Below are 17,279 nucleotides of genomic sequence, written 5' to 3'. Positions count from 1 at the left end.
CCCGAGCCGGTTCGCACTTCTGAACAAGGCCGCGGGGTGAAACTGGTACGGAATGACGATGCATTTCCAGGTGATGTTCATGAGAATTGCCGTCGGAGTTTCGATGTGACCGAACCCCGGCAGTTTTCGTCGAGTCCTGGCCGCACGCGGGACAGCGAATCGATCTCAAGGAATTCTCGTGATCTCAGCCGCATACCCTCAATTGCGCCTCGACGCCGACGCCGTCGATCACAACATTCGCATCATGGCCGCCTGGTGCAGATCCCGAGATGTGGAACTCGCCCCCCATGTCAAAACAACGATGTCCGCACCCGTCATCGAGCGACAGCTCGCCGCGGGTGCTTCAGGTGTTACGGTCGCGACGGTGGACCAAGCGCAGACGATCTTGAGCTGGGGTCACGGCGCGGTACTCATCGCGAACCAGGTCGTCGACCGTTTCGGGCTTCGGCGTCTGAAGTCCTTGCTGGCGGAGGATCCGGCCAGAGAAATCCGATGCTTCGTCGACTCGCCGGAAGGCGTCATCGCGGCGGAGCAGATCTTCACCGGGCGCGGACCGGCCCTCAAGGTTCTTCTCGACGTCGGAACGCCCGGTGGTCGGACAGGGATCCGCAATCCCGAGGACGCACGACAGCTGGCGAGGCTGGTCAGCCAGGCGCCGGGCCTCAGTCTGGCCGGAGTGGCCGGATACGAAGGCGTCGCCCCCAACACCCGGAGCGACGACACGATCGCAGCGGTCGACGCGCACTGCCGCCGGGTGCGCGATGTCTATCTCGACGTCGCCGATCTCTTCGAGACCGACACCCCTGTGTACTCGATGGGAGGGTCGGCTTTCCCTGATCGAGTTGTCGAGTTCCTGCCGACCGCGAGCGCCGTCCCCGGCACCGTGCGGCTCCTTCGGTCCGGTTGCTACGTGACCCACGATCACGGCGCCTATCAACGGGTGAGTCCCATCCCGCAGCTCGTTCCGGCCCTGTCTATCCGAGCCGTCGTACTGTCCGTTCCCGAGGCCGGGACGGCTGTCGTCGGAGCCGGAAAACGTGACCTCCCCTACGACGCCGACCTGCCAGTACTTCTCTGTGCCCACAGTCCCGGCGGATCTCCCAGGCACGACATCTCAGGGCACGTCCGCAGCCTGTACGACCACCACGCCGTCCTCACCGGAGTATCCGGCCTCGAGGTCGCCGACCTCGTCGACGTCGGAATCTCACACCCCTGCTCCGCCTTCGACCGCTGGCCCGACTACTTCGTCACCGACAAGGGAGGCGAGGTGATCGACGTGTGGCAGACGGATTTCCGTCGAGCCTCGATCGTGGGCACCGGTCGGGCCCGCCGCTGAGTTCCCTGCCCAGCCTCTCGTAACTGTGCGACGCGTCGTACTCGGACTGTCCCGCGTCCGCTCTCCATCGAGGAGTCCCTTGACCACCCTGCACGGCGGTCCGGCAGGTCCCGTTCCCGCCCTCAAAGGTCGCGTCTCACAGCGTGTGACCGCCGCGCGGGACCGGCTGACGGGAACTCAGGCGACCCCCCGGTTCGGCTCCTTCGTCACGAACTCGTGCGGAACACGCCCGCGTTGAGTGAGTACGCCCACCGCATGTGGATCCGCCACCGGGGCGCTCTCGCGCGGGCCATCGACGTCGACACGGCTGGGAAAGCCCGTGACCGAGGTGGTCCGCCCAGGTCGTGCATGACAAAGGCCCTGCGAAGCTTCGGCGCCCGAGGCCGGAGGAGGGGGCATGGGGAGCGAACTCGAGCTGCACTTGGGGCGGCCTCACCGCAAGGAGCCGTCCCGAGCGGCTTTACGGGGGTGGCCCTCAGCTGTTGGCCAGTGTGCGGTCGAGGAGGGAGAGCAGGCAGTCCCAGTGGCGCTTCAGTCCGGAGGCGCTGAAAGCGTCGGTGTCGGACATGGTGAAGCCGTGGACGGTGCCGGGGTAGATCTCGGCGGTGTGGCCCAAACCTGCGGCGTCCAGAGCCTCGTTGAGCTCGCTGATGGCCTCCGGAGGCAGGTCGTCGGCGAGGCCGAGATGGACCTCGGCGCTGAGCTTGGGGACGAGGCGGTGCGGGCTGTCCGGTGTGTCGGTGACCACGAAGCCGGGGTGGAATCCGGCGACGGCGGCCACCTGGTCGGGGTGGGCCGCTGCGGTACGCAGCGCAAAGAGGGTGCCGATGCAGTAGCCGACCACGGCAACCGGTCCGGCGCTGACCTCGGACCGGGCGGTGAGGAACCTGAGGTAGGTGTCGGCGTCGCGCTCGGCATGTTCGGTGGTGTGTGCCTCGAGGAGGGGCATCAGCCGGCCGATGACCTCGGGCCGGACCTCTTCACTGATGTGCTCGGGAAGTTCTACCACCGGTGCCGCGCCGTGCCGGTGGTAGAGGTTGGGGACGAGCGCGTAGTAGCCGTGATCGGCCAGTTCGCGGGCCTTGTCCTCCATCTCGGGCCGCAGGCCGAAGGCGTCCGGGTACAGCAGCACCCCCGGGTGCCGCTCGCCGTCGTCGGGGAAGGCGGCGAAGGCGTCGGCCTGGCCGTCAGGGGTGGGAATCTGCAGTGTCTCGGTGGGAATAGCGGATCTTCCTTCCTGGAGTTCGCAACTAACGTTAGTGACACTAACGGTGTCGGCGCGAGTGAACGTACATTGTTAGTCGAACTAACGCAACGGGTAGAATTGGCCACATGATCAGAGCTGATGCCGCAGACCTGCCCGACGTCGGCGCGCCCAGGACGCCCGACCGGCTACGTCGGCGGGCGAGCCGGTTGTTGTCGCAGCTGACTGTGCGGTCGGACCGGCTGATCAACGACGGTCTGGCCCAGGCCGACGCCCGCAAATGGCATTACGCCGTGCTCGCGTCACTCCAGGATTTCGGGCCGGGCAGCCAGGCGGCGCTGAGCGGGCGCACCGGCATCTACCGCAGCGACATGGTCGGCGTGCTCAACGAACTGGCCGAGCGTGACCTCGTCGAGCGGGCGCCGGATCCCGACGATCAGCGCCGCAACATCATCACGATCTCCGCCGAAGGCCGCCGTCAACTGCGCCGCCTCGACAAGGTCCTGGACGCACTCCACGACGAACTGCTCGCGCCGCTGAATCCGGCCGAACGCGACCAGTTCGTGGATTTGCTCAACCGCTTGCTGGACCACCACGCCGGGCCCTCCTGACTGGGCGTGGCAAGGGAGAACTCCAGGGATGCCAGCGGGCCGTTGCCGTGATCCCCGGTCATCGCGGCATAGCCTTCTTGCCAGGCGGGGCCCGCCGGGCTCCTTGCAGCGGAGGAGTTCGCCATCTCCGAGTACATCCCTACCGCGCCAGTGCTGGAGCAGGCCGCCGCGGAGTTCGCGGCCGCGACCGCGAAGCCGCCGTTCCTCTTCGACCTCGGCCCCGAGGAGGGCCGTAAGACGGTCGACGAGGTCCAGTCCGGCGAGATCGCCAAGCCCGCGGTCGACGACGAGTGGATCACCGTCCCCGGCGGCCCCACCGGCTCCGTACGCGTCCGGGTCGTCAAGCCCGTCGGTGCCACCGGCACCCTGCCCGTCATCCTCTACATCCACGGCGCGGGCTGGGTCTTCGGCAACGCCCACACGCACGACCGCCTCGTCCGCGAACTCGCCGTCGGCGCGAACGCCGCCGTGGTCTTCCCCGAGTACGACCTCTCGCCCGAGGCCCGCTACCCGGTCGCGATCGAGCAGAACTACGCGGTCGCCCACTCGGTGGCCACCGATGGCGCGGGCAAGGGCCTGGACGCCACCCGCATCGCGGTGGCCGGTGACAGCGTGGGTGGCAACATGTCCGCCGCGCTGACGCTGATGGCCAAGGAGCGCGGCGGCGTCCAACTGCTCGGGCAGGTGCTGTTCTACCCGGTCACCGACGCGAACTTCGACACCGCCTCCTACCACCAGTTCGCGGAGGGCTACTTCCTGCGGCGCGATGCCATGCAGTGGTTCTGGGACCAGTACACCGCCGACGCCGCCCAGCGGGCCGAGATCACCGCATCACCGCTGCGCGCCACCGTCGACCGGCTCCGCGGCCTGCCCCCGGCCCTCGTCATCACCGGCGAAGCGGACGTGCTGCGTGACGAGGGCGAGGCCTACGCGAACAAGCTCCGCGAGGCCGGAGTGCCGGTCACGGCCGTTCGCCACCAGGGCATCATCCACGGCTTCGTGATGATCAACGCGCTGCGCGCCACCCATGCCGCCGAGGCCGCCATCACGCAGGCCGTCACGTTCCTCGCCGACGCCCTCGGCACCAAGTGATTCATCGTCGACTCGGCGCACCAGGAGAGTACTTGCTCAGTAGTCGGCGAAGCGCGACGGCAGCACGCCCCGTGCGGCAGCCGGTCGCCGTTACCTGCACGTCGCCGTCTCACATGGAGGCGGCGACGTGTCCGGTGGTCGTACGGATCAGACGATGCCCTGGGCGAGCATCGCGTCGGCGACGCGGATGAATCCCGCGATGGCCGCTCCGGCGACGTAGTCGTCCGGGTCACCGGTGTACGCGTCGGCGGTCGCGCGACTGTGGGCGTGGATGTCGCTCATGATGCTCTCCAGCCGGTCCGTCACCTCGTCCCGGCTCCACGCCGCCCGCGCAGCGTTCTGGCTCATCTCCAGGGCCGAGGTAGCGACACCGCCCGCGTTCGCGGCCTTGCCGGGGCCGAACAGCACCCCGGCCTCGCGGAAGCGGGCCACCGCACCAGGGGTGCAGGGCATGTTGGCGCCTTCCGCGACCGCCAGCACCCCGTTACGGATCAGCGCGGAGGCGTGGTCCTCGCCCAACTCGTTCTGGGTGGCGCAGGGAAGCACCACGTCGCAGGGCACGTCGTAGACCGATCCGAATGCGTGGTGTTCGGCGGACGGCCGCTCGGCGGCGTAGGCACTCAGCCGTTCCCGTCGCACCTCCTTGATCTCACGCAGGAGGGCGACGTCGATGCCGTCCGGATCCACGACATGGCCGGCGGAGTCCGAGCAGGCGACGACCTTCGCGCCGAGGCGGTGGGCCTGCTCGATCGCGTAGATCGCGACATTGCCCGAACCGGACACCACGACGGTGCGGCCTGTCAGGTCCTGGCCGCGGGTGGCGAGCATGTCCCGGGCGAAGAACACGGTGCCGTACCCGGTCGCCTCGGTCCGGCCCTGCGAGCCGCCCCATCCGACGCCCTTCCCGGTCAGCACCCCCGCCTCGTGGCGGTTCACGATCCGCTTGTACTGGCCGAACATGTAGCCGATCTCGCGGCCACCCACGCCGATGTCACCGGCCGGCACATCCGTGTGTTCGCCGAGGTGCCGGTAGAGCTCGGTGATGAACGACTGGCAGAAGCGCATGACTTCGGCGTCGCTGCGGCCGGCGGGGTCGAAGTCCGCGCCGCCCTTGCCCGCCCCGATGCCCTGGCCGGTGAGCGCGTTCTTGAAGATCTGCTCGAAGCCGAGGAACTTGATGACCGACAGATCGACGGTCGGGTGGAAGCGCAGGCCGCCCTTGTAGGGGCCGAGGGCGCTGGAGAATTCCACGCGGTAGCCGCGGTTGACCTGAATCCGGCCGCGGTCGTCGACCCAGGGAACCCGGAACATGATCTGCCGTTCGGGTTCGCAGAGGCGCTCGAGAACGTGCGCGTCGGCGTACTCGGGATGCCGGTCGAGAACCGGGCCGAGCGTGTGCAGGACTTCCTCTACAGCCTGTTGAAACACGACTTCGCCTGCGCTGCGACGTCGGACCGCGTCGAGGACGTCGTCCAGATGGGAGGGAACGGCTGAGGGCGAAACGGTGGTCATCATCTTCCTCTGGCGCGGGAGCGGACTTGGTAGGGAGGAATCGGACGGCACGGTTACGTTGTCTCTGGTCAAGAGGGAAGGCCGAAGTGGTACGCAGTGCCATGCGGCCCACTTGGCGGCGATGCGTGGCGCCGGGATGAGTCGACGGGCGCCTCATCAGCGTTGATCCAGATCGACACTACGTCAATTGGGCCGCACGGCGCTGCGCTTGAGCTGCGATGCCCAACAGGTGGAACGCCGCTGTCGCTGCCGGCCCTTCTGGGGCGGTCGGCAGCGACGGAAGGGATGGGCGCCACCGGGTTCGGAAGCCTTGGGCCACGACCAGTTCGGGTGTGTGCGGGGGCCGGATCCCGGCGCCGGTGCGGCGTCACCTTGCCCGGTGTCACCTTGTCTGCGGGTCGATCACTTCGCCTCGGCGAGCCGGACCGCGTCGGCACCGGTCGGGAACCGCAGTTGGCCGGTCGTGTCGTGCTTCGAGGCACATACGTCCATCGCGGCACCATTGCGCAGTTTGGTTCCCGGGCGCGCGAGGATCGTGCAAGTACGAGAGAGCATTGCTCTACGTTTCCGCAGGCCAGGGGCCCGTACCGGGTGCAGGTTCCTCGGTGGGCAGCCACGTTCCGTGCAGGCCCAGCGGGACCCGTACCGGGATGCGGACCCGTGCCACGGGGCCGGACGCCGGGTCATCCGCCGGGATGACGAGGAACCAGCTGGTCCCGTCCGTACGGTCGGTGGCCAAGGTGAGCCAGTGTCCCTCGCCGTCGGCCCCGCCCGGTGTGGGCGCGAACGCCGGCTCCCCGACGGACAGGTCGCCGGCCGGCCACAGTTCGCTGCCCCCGGCATCGACGTCGTACCAGCGCAGGGCGTCGTGTTCGCCGGGAAGGAGGTCCCGTGTGCCCGAGCCCGACGCTGCGGCCAGCCGCCGGTGGTGGCGCCCGATGAGGCGGTCGTCGATCCTCGGCAACTCGATGGCGGCGTCGTCGAGCGGGGTGCGGTGCATGGTGCCCGCTTCCGGGCTGATCACGGCGCGCACCAGGCCGCCGGGGTTGGGACCTCCGATCGCGGGCCCCAGCGTGAGGTGGTCCCACTGGACGTAGTCGAGTACGACGTCCCCGGCGCCGAGTTCGCCACCGCCTGTCCGGTCCTCGTCCAGGTCGTACGCGTTCACCGTGTGTCACATCCAGTAGGCCGCGTCGGCGGCCTGGCGTACCGGTCCGCCGTCACGCGGGACCAGCAGGATTCGAGTACCGCGTTCGGGCCGCCACGTGACGAACGACCCGGTGCCGGCCATCGCACCCTCGATGTCGAAGAAGGCGGGAGCCAGGACCAGGACGACGAAGCGGGCGGTCAGCGCCATGTCGTGGATCATCATCGGCTCGTCGACGGCGTCGATGGTCGTCGGTCCGCGCCGCACCTCGCCGCTGGGACCGATCACCGACCAGGTCAGGAAGGGCGGTTCGATGCCGTAGCAGAAGACCACCATCTCCCCGGTGCGCGGATCGATCTTCGGGTGCGCGGTGATACCGGCGGGCAGCGAGCCGCCGAAGGTCTCGCGGCCCAGGGTCTCCAGTTCCGCGGACATCCGGAACGGACAGGCCGACTCCGCCAGGGCCAGGAGGCGGTCCGCGTGCCGCACCACGTTGATGTCCGGCAGGTCCTTGAAGGTGCCGGCCAGGTCGGGCGGTACGTCCGGCTCCTTCGGCATGATCATCGATTCGAGCCCGCCCCAGAGCGCCCGGCCGGCCCGCTCCTCGGCCAGGACGGCGGGGGTGCGCACGAACCGGTTGCGGTAGCGCACTGTGCCGCCGGAGATCCAGATGCCGTGCAGCATTCCGTCGCCGTCGAGTGGATACAGGTAGGAGCCGATCGGGCTGAACCGGGGGTTCGGGCCGTTGCGCAGATAGGTGCCGTCCAGGCCGTCGGGGAGCCTGCCGTCCACCCGCAGGCCGACCTCCTCGACCTCCGCCGTCACCGGGGCGAACGATCCGCTGAGGTGGGCGACCCGCGTCGGGTCGAAGACCTGGCTCGTGTGCGTGACCATGGCGGACTCCGGAGCGTGCCGGGGGAGAGGGGCCGGGGACGGGGAACGGCTCCCGTGCGCCACCTTTCAGTCAAACCCGCCGACTGCCACGGGGCAACCAGAGAGTGCGCCGGGCCTGCGTGGCTTGTGGTCGAGCCGGTTGTGTCACCAGGGAACGAGCGCGCTCAGGCTGCGGAGCGGTCGGAACCGGCCGGAAACCGGGTGTGGACGGTCGGTGCGGTGGTGTGAGATCGGGGCATGGCGATTGTGTTGAGCAAGCCGGGAGTTGGCGGGCTGAGCGAAGTTGTGGGCGTGCTGCGGCAGTGGCAGCACGACGGGGCGCCGATGCAACTGCATCCGGGGGACCTGGGCTGGTTCTGGCGGTCGGGTGCGGAGTCGACGGCCGCGGCGGTCCGGACGTGGAGCCGGGCCGGGCGGATTCTCGCCGTCGGGCTGCTGGACGAGCCCATGGTGTTGCGGCTCACGATCGCGCCGGACGCTCAGCGGGACGAGGAACTGGCGCATCGGCTGGTCGAGGACGTGACCGGGCCGGAGCGCGGCGTACTGATGGAGGGGAAGGCGTACGTCGACGCGCCGGCGGGCGCACGGGTCCAAGACCTGCTGCTCGAGGACGGCTGGAACGCCGCCGAGCCGTGGACGCCGCTGCGCCGCGACCTCACCGAGCCGGTGGGGGACCCAGGCGTGGGGATCGAGGTGATCGGGCCGGAGCAGGCGCACGTGCGGACGGCCGTACAGCGGGCTTCGTTCGACGGGTCGCCGTTCACGGAGGAGCGCTGGCACGCGATGGCGGCCGGCTTGCCGTACGCGGACGCCCGGTGTCTGGTCGCGTACGACGACCGGGGCAACGCGGTGGCGGCGGTGACGGTGTGGTCGGCCGGTCCGGGCAAGCCCGGGTTACTCGAGCCGATGGGCGTGCACCGGGAACATCGCCGTCACGGCTACGGCAGGGCGATCACCATCGCCGCGGCGGCCGCACTCCGGGAGCTGGGCTCGTCGAGCGCGAGCGTGTGCACCCCGAGTCTCAATGCGGCCGCCGTCGCCACCTACAGGTCAGCCGGCTTCCAGCAACTCCCCGAGATCCGGGACCGATACCGGGAGGTCTAGGGCCTTTCGTTCGGATCCGACGAAGCTCAACCAACCGAAACAAGGCCACGGCGCCACCGTCGGTGACAGCCGCTCAGGCCTGCCTCTGTTCCGGGAGGCAGGCCTGGCCCTCACGGCAGCAGCCGAGGCCGTCGCTTCGCCGCGACGTCCTCCACCCACCCCACCAGCGGGATCGCCACGGCGATCAGCACCCAGCCCACACCGAACATGAACCACTGGCTCTCCAGCGGCAGGTACTGCGCGAACGCGGGCACGTTCCAGAACTGGTCGATCAGCGGCACCGCGAGGATCAGTGCGATCTCGTGCCAGAGGTAGATCGTCATCGCCCGCGCGTTGAAGACCGACACGATCCGGTCGAGCCGTTTGAAGCGGGCCAGCCACGCGAAGTCGACCTTGAAGTACGCCTTCGAGTACATCAGCAGCGTCACGAACCCGGCCGACCAGAAAGCCTGCGCCAGGGGGATGTCGTCCAGGTCGTAACTCCCGTACTCCGCCTGGTGGGTGAGGGCGAACCAGGCAGCGTAGGCCAGGGCCGCGAGAGACAGTACGACGACGGGTCCCGGACGCAGCCGGGCCAGGACGCCCTCACGGTGCGCGATGCCGACGAGCCAGCAGAACAGGAACGTGGCGAAGTCGAGGAGACAGCTGCCGAACCGGTTGTCCGGCGCCTGCCACACGAACTGGAGCACCACGATCGGCGCGAGCGAAGCGAGAAGCACCGCCGGCGGCGCGAGCCGGAACACCTTCAGGAGAAGCGGCGACAGGAGGACGAACCACAGGTAGGCGCGCAGGTACCAGAGGATCTCCCAGGCCTGCATGCCCCAGCTGCTACCCGGCGGGTCGCCGAGGGGGACCACCCAGTACACGACCTGCCACCCCGGCATCCAGCCGTGCAGCAGCATCGCGAGGACGACGAACAGTCCCCAGAGCCAGAAGGGTGGCAGCAGCCGTCGTATCCGGCTTCTGATCACCGAAACGGCGGGCCGTTCAAGGGACTTGGCCATCAGTGACCCGGCGAGCGCGAACATGACGCCCATGGAGGGGAAGACGAGGCCGGCCCACATCCAGCCGAACGTGTGGTAGGCGACGACGCGAACGAGTGCGAGGGCGCGCAGCGTGTCGAAGTACCGGTCGCGGCCGCCTGCCCGGGCTGCCGGCGCCTCGGGCGCGAGCTCTCGGTCCGGCCCGATCACCCGGAGGGGTGTGGTGTCCTGATCCAGGGCTTGCGTTCCAGGCGTTCCCGGTGTTCCAGGCGTTCCGCGCGTTCGCCGAGCGGCTCTGTGACGATTCCCCTGTGCCTCCGAGGTCACCGCCCCACCCCCGTCGGCGTCCCGACCTCGCCGGTGCGCTTGAGTTTCTGCCAGCGCAGCCGGCCGCCCGTGAGGGCGGTGATGGAGGAGTGGATGAGGACCAGGTACATCATCTGGCGGTACGCGATCTGCTGGAGCGGGAGCATCCACAGGTAGCGGTACCTCTCCCCGTCGAGGCGGAACGCGTAGGCGGCGCACACGAGTTGGATGCCGAGCACGGCCAGCCACGCGAGCAGGGACGCCTTGAAGTCCACGAAGATCATCGAGTAGACGGTGAAGACGTCGATCAACGGTGCGAAGACCGGCGTGACGATCTGGAAGAGCACCACGAGCGGCATGCCCACCCGCCCGAAGCGGCCCGAAGGCCCCTTGTCCACCAGGGACTTGCGGTGCTTCCACAGCGCCTGCATCGTGCCGTACGACCAGCGGTAGCGCTGGCTCCACAGCTGCTTGAGCGAGGCCGGCGCCTCTGTCCAGGCCCGCGCGTGCTCCTGGTACACCACACGCCATCCGGCGCGGTGCATCGCGACGGTGATGTCGGTGTCCTCGGCGAGGGTGTCCTCGCTCATGCCGCCGACCTCGAGGACGGCCTGGCGCCGGAACGCTCCGATCGCTCCGGGGATGGTAGGCATACAGCGGAGCAGGTCGTACATGCGGCGATCCAGATTGAAGCCCATCACGTACTCGATGTGCTGCCAGGCGCCGATGACCGTGTTGCGGTTGCCGACCTTGGCGTTGCCCGCGACCGCGCCGATCTCCGAGGCGGCGAACGGCTGCACCAGCTGCCGGACCGTGTCCGGCTCGAAGACCGTGTCGCCGTCCATCATCACGACGATGTCGTAACTGGCGTTCCGTACACCGTTGTTGAGCGCCGCGGGCTTGCCCGCGTTCTCCTGACGGATCACCCGCACGTTGGGCAGGCCGAGGGACTCGGCGATCTCCTTCGTGCCGTCCGTGGAGCCGTCGTCCACGACGATGATCTCGATGGGATGTGTGCTCTGCGCGAGGGAGTTGAGGGTGTTGGCGATGCACTCCTTCTCGTTGTAGGCGGGCACGATCACGCTCACGGGCCTGGTGACGGGCGGCCCCCAGCTGAAGCGGCGTCTGTTCCGCTGCCTGTAGTGGCGCCGTGCGAGGACCAGCATCATCGCGAATCGCGCCATGACTGCGACTCCGACGACCGCGAGGAAGACGGCCAGCGTCGGCACGGTCCACTCGGCGATCGCCACCGCGGCGATGAGCGCCTTGCCTTCGTAAAGGGTGGTGCCGGTGGCTTTGGAGTGGGCGGCCTGGTCGACGTTCCGGGCGCGGCCCGGAACGTTCGTTCCGGAGGAAGGAGGGGTCCCCTGCGGGGCTGCCGTGTTGCCCGGCACCTGACCGGACCTCTGCGCCCCACCGGCCTGAGCGCCTGCGTCCTGCGTCTCACCGGCCTGAGCGCTGCCGCCCTGCGCGGAGCCGCTCTGTGCGGATCCGTTCCGCGCGGAGCTGCCCTGCGCCGCGGACTTGGCCATGGCGCCGCTGACCGTCGTGAAGGTGTAGCCCTTCGCCTTCATCTTCTTGATGTATTTCGGCAGCGCCTTGAGCGTCTGGTCACGGTTGCCGCCGGCGTCGTGGAAGAGCACCGACGCGCCCTTGTTCTTCTTGGGCGTCGCCCACTGGACGATCTTCGAGACGCCCGGCTTCTTCCAGTCGTCGCTGTCGGTGTCGACGAAGACGCTGGTGTAGCCCATGGCGCCGAGCTTCTTGTAGACCGGCCAGCTGTAGTTGTCGATCGCGGAGGCCTCGGACGAGTAGGGCGCGCGCACCAGCTTCGTGGTGATGCCGGCCGCTCCCGCCAGGGCCAGCTGGGTCTGTGTGAGTTCGCGCTTGACCCGGGCGTCACTCTGGTAGGAGAGGTCGACGTGGGTGAAGGTGTGCAGGCCGACCTCGTTCCCCTGACCGACCATGTTCTTCACGATGCCGGGGTGCCGGGCGATCATGGAACCCACGAGGAAGAACGTGCCGTGCACATCGTTGTCCGCGAGGATCTTGAGGACCTGCTCGGTGTACGTGGCGTCGGGACCGTCGTCGAAGGTCAGCACGATGGTCTTCTTCGGAACGGACTGCGCCCGCATGGAACCTTTGGTCGAGGTCAGAATCGGGCCGCCCTCGAGGATGCGCTGCGGCACCTTGTCGTAGGCCGCGTCGGTGCGGACGCGGTGGTCGCCCAGGACCTCGGCCCGCAGATATCCGTCGAGCAGCATCACGCTGACCAGTCCCAGGACGAGAACGAGCGCGAGGACGACGCGTGGCCGCTGCAGAGCGGCTGCTCGACGCCCGGCGCGTTCGAAGCGGGAGGGAGCGGCGCGGCGACGGCGCCGCGCGGAGGCGTTGCGAGTCATGTTTTCCCTTACTGCGCGTCAGTGGCGCCGGCGGTGGCTGACGCAGAGGGGGTGGGCAGCGAAGGGCTGGGCGAGACGGAGGGGCGGACGGCCGGAGGCGTTCCCTGCTGCTGACCGGCGCCGCCAGGGGCGCCGTACCCGGCGTCGGCCGGTCCACGACCGGCGCCGGCGCCGCCACCTCCACCGCCGAAGGGCAGCAGGTCGGTCGTGCTCACGGACACGCCCCACCCCATGAACGACAGGCCGAGGACGACCGCGTAGCCCAGACAGGCGACGACCACGGCAAGGCCGAACCGGCGCAGCAGCTTGGCCCGCCGCCCGGAGCTGTCGACGAAGACAGGGCCTTCATCGGCCCCTTTTCCACGCTTGCGGTGGCTTCCGCGCCCACTGGCACGGTTTTCGACGGAGGAATCGAAATGCATTCTCGGGACGCTAAGGGATCTTCTTGTGGCAACTCGCAGTCATTCCTGTGCGCACCCTGAGAAGGCCCTCAGTTCGCTGTGATTTTCCTGATGACACCTGGATCACAGGCTTCCGTGTTTCAGTTCCGGGACAGGACCGACAAGAAATGGGTGCATGCGCGATGAGGAATCTTCTGGGGAGGCCGGCCGCCGCGATCGTGTCGCTGGTGGCGGCAGCGACCTGCGCGGGGTGCTCATCGGGGAGCCCGGGATCGGACTCGGATTCGGCGGACGCGTCACCGCACGGAGCACCATCGCCTACTGCGACGGCACCCGCGTCGTCGAGTCCGTTCGCCCCCTACGTCAGCGCCACGGACGCCTCGGACCTGGACGCGGCCGGGTCCCCCTCCACGTACAACCTTGCCTTCACCATCGCGGACGGCAGCTCCTGCACGCCCACGTGGAACGGCACACACACCATCGGCGACGCGACGGTGAAGAAGCGGATCTCGGCACTCAAGGCGTCCGGCGCGACCGTGCGCGTCTCCTTCGGCGGGGCCTCCGGCAAGGAACTGGCCGAGACGTGCGGCAGCGCGTCCGCCCTGGCCAACGCCTACGCGGCCACACTCGAGGCCGCCGGCGCCACCCAGGCCGACTTCGACATCGAGGGCGATGCGCTCAAGGACTCCGACTCGGTGACTCTGCGTTCGAAGGCGATCGCCCTGTTGCAGAAGAAGCGCACCGACCTCACGGTGTCCTTCACTCTTCCCGTGATGCCCTCGGGCCTGGACGCGGACAGCGTGGAGCTCCTGGAGTCGGCCAACGACCAAGGCGTGAAGGTGGCCAGTGTCAACATCATGACGATGAACTACGGCACGTCCTACACCGGCGACATGGGCGATTACGCCATCACATCGGCCAAGGCGGCCCACGCCCAACTCGCGGACATTTTCGGGCTGTCGGACAGGAATGCCTGGCGCGGACTCGCCGTGACGCCGATGCTCGGCACGAATGACGTCGACAACGAGACGTTCACCCTTTCCGACGCCGCCCAACTGCGTTCCTTCGCGGAGAGGAACGGCCTTGCGTGGGTCTCCATGTGGTCCACGTTCCGCGACCAGCAGTGCTCCTCTGCGGACACTTCGGCGGACGACGCGCTCAGCAACTGCAGTGGTGTGCAGCAGAGTTCGGGAGCGTTCGGCAAGGCTCTGTCCGGCTGAGGTGACGTGCTCGGGGACAGGGGTGGCGCTGACGCCTGGGCCCACACCTGCGTCGCGGCCTGAGCCGAGGGGGAGAGCGAGAGCGAGACCCGCAACAGCGACAGCGACAGCAACAGCGACAGCAACAGCGACAGCAACCGCTACAGCGACCGTGATCGACGCACCTCACGCGCCGGTCCCGCATCACTCAGCTCGACGCGCACCCATGCGGCATCATGCTCAGCATGAGCGACTCCCACCGCACCCACAGTGCCGGCGGCAACCTGGCGCACAGTCGGGTGCCGATGACCGGCCGCGATCCGGAAGAACCCGGTCGGGTCTCTTCACCGCTGGAGCTGCTGTTCGACCTGACGTTCGTGGTCGCGGTGGGAACCGCCGCCTCCCAGTTCGCCGACATGGTCGCCGAGGGGCATCCCGGACAGGCCGTCACCGCGTTCGTGCTGGCGATGTTCGCGATCAGTGTCGCGTGGATCAGCTTCAGCTGGTTCGCGTCGGCGTTCGGTACGGATGACTGGCTCTACCGGGCTCTGACGATGCTGCAGATGACCGGCGTCGTCGTGTTCTCGCTCGGCCTGCCCGCGATGTTCCACTCGGTCGACGAGGGCGGCCACCTCGAACTGAGAGTGATGGTGCTCGGATATGTGGTGATGCGGATCGCGATGGTGCTGCAGTGGTGGCGCGCCGCGCGGGAGTCCCCCGAATTCCGGGACGTCGGAAGGGCGAACATCCGCTGGACGGTGATCGCCCAGGCCGGTTGGGTCGCGGTCGCCTTCGCGCATCTGCCGCTCACCGCGGCGTTCGTCGCCTTCATCGTGCTCGGCGCGCTCGAACTCGTACTGCCTGTCCTCACCCAGGGCAACGCGGGCGGCACCCCCTGGCACCCTCACCATGTCGCCGAGCGGTACGGCCTGTTCGCCATCATCGTTCTCGGGGAAGGCGTCGTCGGGACCGTCGCGTCCTCGGGCGACCTTCTCGGCGGCGCGGACGGCACCCAATGGAGCGGCAACGCGATCGCCGTGGTCGTCGCCGGCGTCGGACTGACCTTCGGCATGTGGTGGGTGTACTTCTCCACCCCCTTCGGTGACATCCTGGTGCACCGCCGCAGCCGCGGTTACCTCTTCGGCTACGGGCACATCCCGCTCTTCATCGGAGTGGCCGGAGCCGGAGCCGGTCTGCACGTGGCCGGCCTGCACCTGGAGCACCGCTCGGAGATCAGTGACGTCGCCGTCGTGCTGTCCCTGGCCATCCCGGTCGGCCTGTACCTGCTGATGGTGTATCTGCTGCACACGCTGCTGCTGTCCGTGGCCGACTCCTTCCACGTGCTGCTGATCTCGCTCACGCTGGCGGTGCTGCTCGCGGCGGTGCTCCTGTCCGCAGCCGGCGTCGCCACCGCGGCGTGCCTCCTCATCGTGATGCTGGCTCCTTTCGTCACCGTGGTCGGCTACGAGACGATCGGCCACCGCCACCAGCGACAGATGCTGGAAGGGCTCGGCACGCAGAACCCCTGACAACTCCCTTCAGAAGCGGGGGAGATGGGCATGGGCCAGACGATGCGGAACCCGTTCAGCCCGTTCAGTCCCTGGAGTGCGGGTCGTACTGGACGATGGCGCCGCGGCTGAAGTTCGCGTCGCCGTGTGCCTCCACTGTCACGGAGCCGACGCCCCAGACCCGGTCGGTGCCCGGGATGGCTGTGATCTCCACCAGCCGGAGCTTCTGCTTGCGGTCGGCGGCGCTGACTTTGCCACTTCGGCCCGCGGTGGCCGGCGGGGAGCCGATCTTACGGGGCCTGCCGTGCGTGGCGCGGTGGTGAATCGAGCTGAGCAGCATGCTGCTGCCGGCGTTGTCCCCTTCCATCCCGTCGGCCGTGATGACGCCGTCACCGGCCGGGATCCCGCAGCGGCGGCAGGCATCGGGCGACGTCTTGCTCCAGCCGGTGCCGTTCCAGTGGAACGCGAAGGGTGCGGTGTAAACGGCATCCCCGTTGTCGTCGTCCCCGACGAGGCGGCTGATCGCCCAGACGTCGTCCGCGGCCGGCGCGTAGAGCGCCATGGGACTTGCACCCATCGAGTTCGATTTATGGGCGGAAGGGGGTTCGACGGCGGGGAGCTGTTCCCGTTTCCAGGCCTCTCCGTCCCAGTGGAGCACCACGGGGGCGCCATAGGCGAGGCCTTCCTGCTCGCCTGTCGTCAGCCCGGACGCCCACACGTCGTCCCCGGCCACTCCCGCGAGTTGCACCACGTGGGCCGGCAGTGGCACCGAAGTCCAGCGGGAGCCGTCCCAGTGCCAGGCGGTGGTGCTTTCGCCCACAACCCAGACGTCGGCCGGGCCGAGGACGGCGACATCGCTGACGCCGCCTGGGGCAGGTGTCTGCTGCCACCGTGTCCCGTCGAAGTGCGCGGCGTACATGCCAGTATTGGGGCCGCTGCGAAACAGCCACACGTCGCGTGGTGAGGATGCCTCGAGGCGGTACGCGGCGATGGGGGCCGGCTCCATCCCGGGCGGCAATGCCTGCGGACGCCAGGACGAGCCGTCATAGCGCAACAGGGTCACTCGCTGTTTGCCGATGTTCCCCACGACCGGCGTCAGGGCCACTGCCCAGGCATCGTGCGCGGATACGGCGGCGACATTGACGACGGAGGAGGAGAGATCTTTGGTCAGATGACTGTAGGTCCAGGCGACGGGATGCCCGCTGGGAGCCGTGGTGGGCTCGCCGGCTTCGCTTCCGCCTCCGCAACCGGCCACCGCAAGTGCCATCACCAGCGCCGAAGTTGCCGCACGCCACCGCCGCATCCCGATTCCCCTCCCACCTCGTGACCGGGACCCTACATCCCTGGCGTGGCACCCCGGGAGGCAGTGCTCGGTGGTCAATGCGTCGAATTGGCCAAACGGTGTTGGGTGATTGGAGGGGCACTCGGCCAACGTCTTCGTGCCATTTGCCAGTACGGCGGTCTCTCGCCCAGAACCCGACTACGGGCTCGACTGCGTATCCCTGGTACAAGTATGGGTTCCGCTGCGAGCCGACCGGCGAGGAAACCGAGACGGGTCCGCGCGTGCGCGTCACAGCTCT

13 protein-coding genes and 1 pseudogene are annotated in these 17,279 nt (G+C 68.6%); 6 read left to right on the top strand and 8 right to left on the bottom strand.

Annotated features, from left to right (window positions below):
* Window positions 1–202: 202 nt before the first annotated feature.
* Window positions 203–1,336, top strand: coding sequence for an alanine racemase (locus tag ACWFR4_RS33085; protein ID WP_453655801.1), 1,134 nt, complete (start codon window positions 203–205; stop codon window positions 1,334–1,336).
* Window positions 1,337–1,811: 475 nt separating this feature from the next.
* Here the strand turns inward: ACWFR4_RS33085 and ACWFR4_RS33080 are convergent, their stop codons facing one another.
* Entirely contained in the window at window positions 1,812–2,558 is a 747-nt protein-coding gene (locus ACWFR4_RS33080) for a dienelactone hydrolase family protein (RefSeq protein WP_383005525.1), read from the bottom strand.
* Between the two features lie 110 nt (window positions 2,559–2,668).
* Between ACWFR4_RS33080 and ACWFR4_RS33075 the strand changes: the two genes are divergently transcribed.
* Both ACWFR4_RS33075 and ACWFR4_RS33070 read left to right on the top strand, forming a co-directional pair.
* Entirely contained in the window at window positions 2,669–3,151 is a 483-nt protein-coding gene (locus ACWFR4_RS33075; RefSeq protein ID WP_453469334.1) for a MarR family winged helix-turn-helix transcriptional regulator, read from the top strand.
* A 123-nt stretch (window positions 3,152–3,274) separates the two neighbouring features.
* On the top strand, window positions 3,275–4,243 hold the full coding sequence (locus ACWFR4_RS33070) for an alpha/beta hydrolase (protein ID WP_453655863.1): 969 nt from the start codon (window positions 3,275–3,277) through the stop codon (window positions 4,241–4,243).
* Window positions 4,244–4,390: 147 nt separating this feature from the next.
* On the opposite strand, the gene gdhA is transcribed toward ACWFR4_RS33070, so the two are convergent.
* The 3 genes and pseudogenes from gdhA to ACWFR4_RS33055 all read right to left on the bottom strand — a co-directional run bounded on the left by gdhA (window position 4,391) and on the right by ACWFR4_RS33055 (window position 7,796).
* Complete coding sequence (gene gdhA / locus ACWFR4_RS33065) at window positions 4,391–5,755, bottom strand: NADP-specific glutamate dehydrogenase (protein ID WP_453655800.1); 1,365 nt, start codon at window positions 5,753–5,755, stop codon at window positions 4,391–4,393.
* Window positions 5,756–6,157: 402 nt separating this feature from the next.
* The gene (locus ACWFR4_RS33060) at window positions 6,158–6,310 is read right to left on the bottom strand and encodes a hypothetical protein (RefSeq protein ID WP_453469339.1); all 153 of its coding nucleotides are present in this window, start codon (window positions 6,308–6,310) and stop codon (window positions 6,158–6,160) included.
* Window positions 6,311–6,314: 4 nt separating this feature from the next.
* A pseudogene (locus ACWFR4_RS33055) lies at window positions 6,315–7,796 on the bottom strand (carotenoid oxygenase family protein).
* Window positions 7,797–8,033: 237 nt separating this feature from the next.
* On the opposite strand from ACWFR4_RS33055, the gene ACWFR4_RS33050 reads away from it, so the two are divergent.
* Window positions 8,034–8,900: an N-acetyltransferase family protein gene (locus ACWFR4_RS33050; protein ID WP_453655799.1), complete on the top strand. Its 867-nt coding sequence runs from the start codon at window positions 8,034–8,036 to the stop codon at window positions 8,898–8,900.
* A gap of 110 nt (window positions 8,901–9,010) precedes the next feature.
* On the opposite strand, the gene ACWFR4_RS33045 is transcribed toward ACWFR4_RS33050, so the two are convergent.
* From ACWFR4_RS33045 to ACWFR4_RS33035, 3 genes are all read right to left on the bottom strand, one after another.
* Entirely contained in the window at window positions 9,011–10,093 is a 1,083-nt protein-coding gene (locus ACWFR4_RS33045; RefSeq protein ID WP_453655798.1) for an acyltransferase family protein, read from the bottom strand.
* A gap of 113 nt (window positions 10,094–10,206) precedes the next feature.
* A complete protein-coding gene (locus ACWFR4_RS33040) occupies window positions 10,207–12,591 on the bottom strand; it encodes a bifunctional polysaccharide deacetylase/glycosyltransferase family 2 protein (RefSeq protein ID WP_453655797.1) in 2,385 nt (794 codons plus the stop codon).
* 8 nt (window positions 12,592–12,599) lie between these two features.
* Entirely contained in the window at window positions 12,600–13,013 is a 414-nt protein-coding gene (locus tag ACWFR4_RS33035; protein WP_453655796.1) for a hypothetical protein, read from the bottom strand.
* A 161-nt stretch (window positions 13,014–13,174) separates the two neighbouring features.
* On the opposite strand from ACWFR4_RS33035, the gene ACWFR4_RS33030 reads away from it, so the two are divergent.
* Together ACWFR4_RS33030 and ACWFR4_RS33025 are read left to right on the top strand one after the other, a co-directional pair.
* On the top strand, window positions 13,175–14,212 hold the full coding sequence (locus ACWFR4_RS33030; RefSeq protein ID WP_453655795.1) for a chitinase: 1,038 nt from the start codon (window positions 13,175–13,177) through the stop codon (window positions 14,210–14,212).
* A gap of 224 nt (window positions 14,213–14,436) precedes the next feature.
* Window positions 14,437–15,720: a low temperature requirement protein A gene (locus ACWFR4_RS33025; protein ID WP_453655794.1), complete on the top strand. Its 1,284-nt coding sequence runs from the start codon at window positions 14,437–14,439 to the stop codon at window positions 15,718–15,720.
* A gap of 64 nt (window positions 15,721–15,784) precedes the next feature.
* Here the strand turns inward: ACWFR4_RS33025 and ACWFR4_RS33020 are convergent, their stop codons facing one another.
* Complete coding sequence (locus ACWFR4_RS33020; RefSeq protein ID WP_453655793.1) at window positions 15,785–16,969, bottom strand: hypothetical protein; 1,185 nt, start codon at window positions 16,967–16,969, stop codon at window positions 15,785–15,787.
* Between the last annotated feature and the right edge of the window lie 310 nt (window positions 16,970–17,279).

It is taken from the genome of Streptomyces sp. NPDC055140 (assembly GCF_053607285.1).
This window is presented reverse-complemented; position numbering and strand designations above follow the sequence as displayed.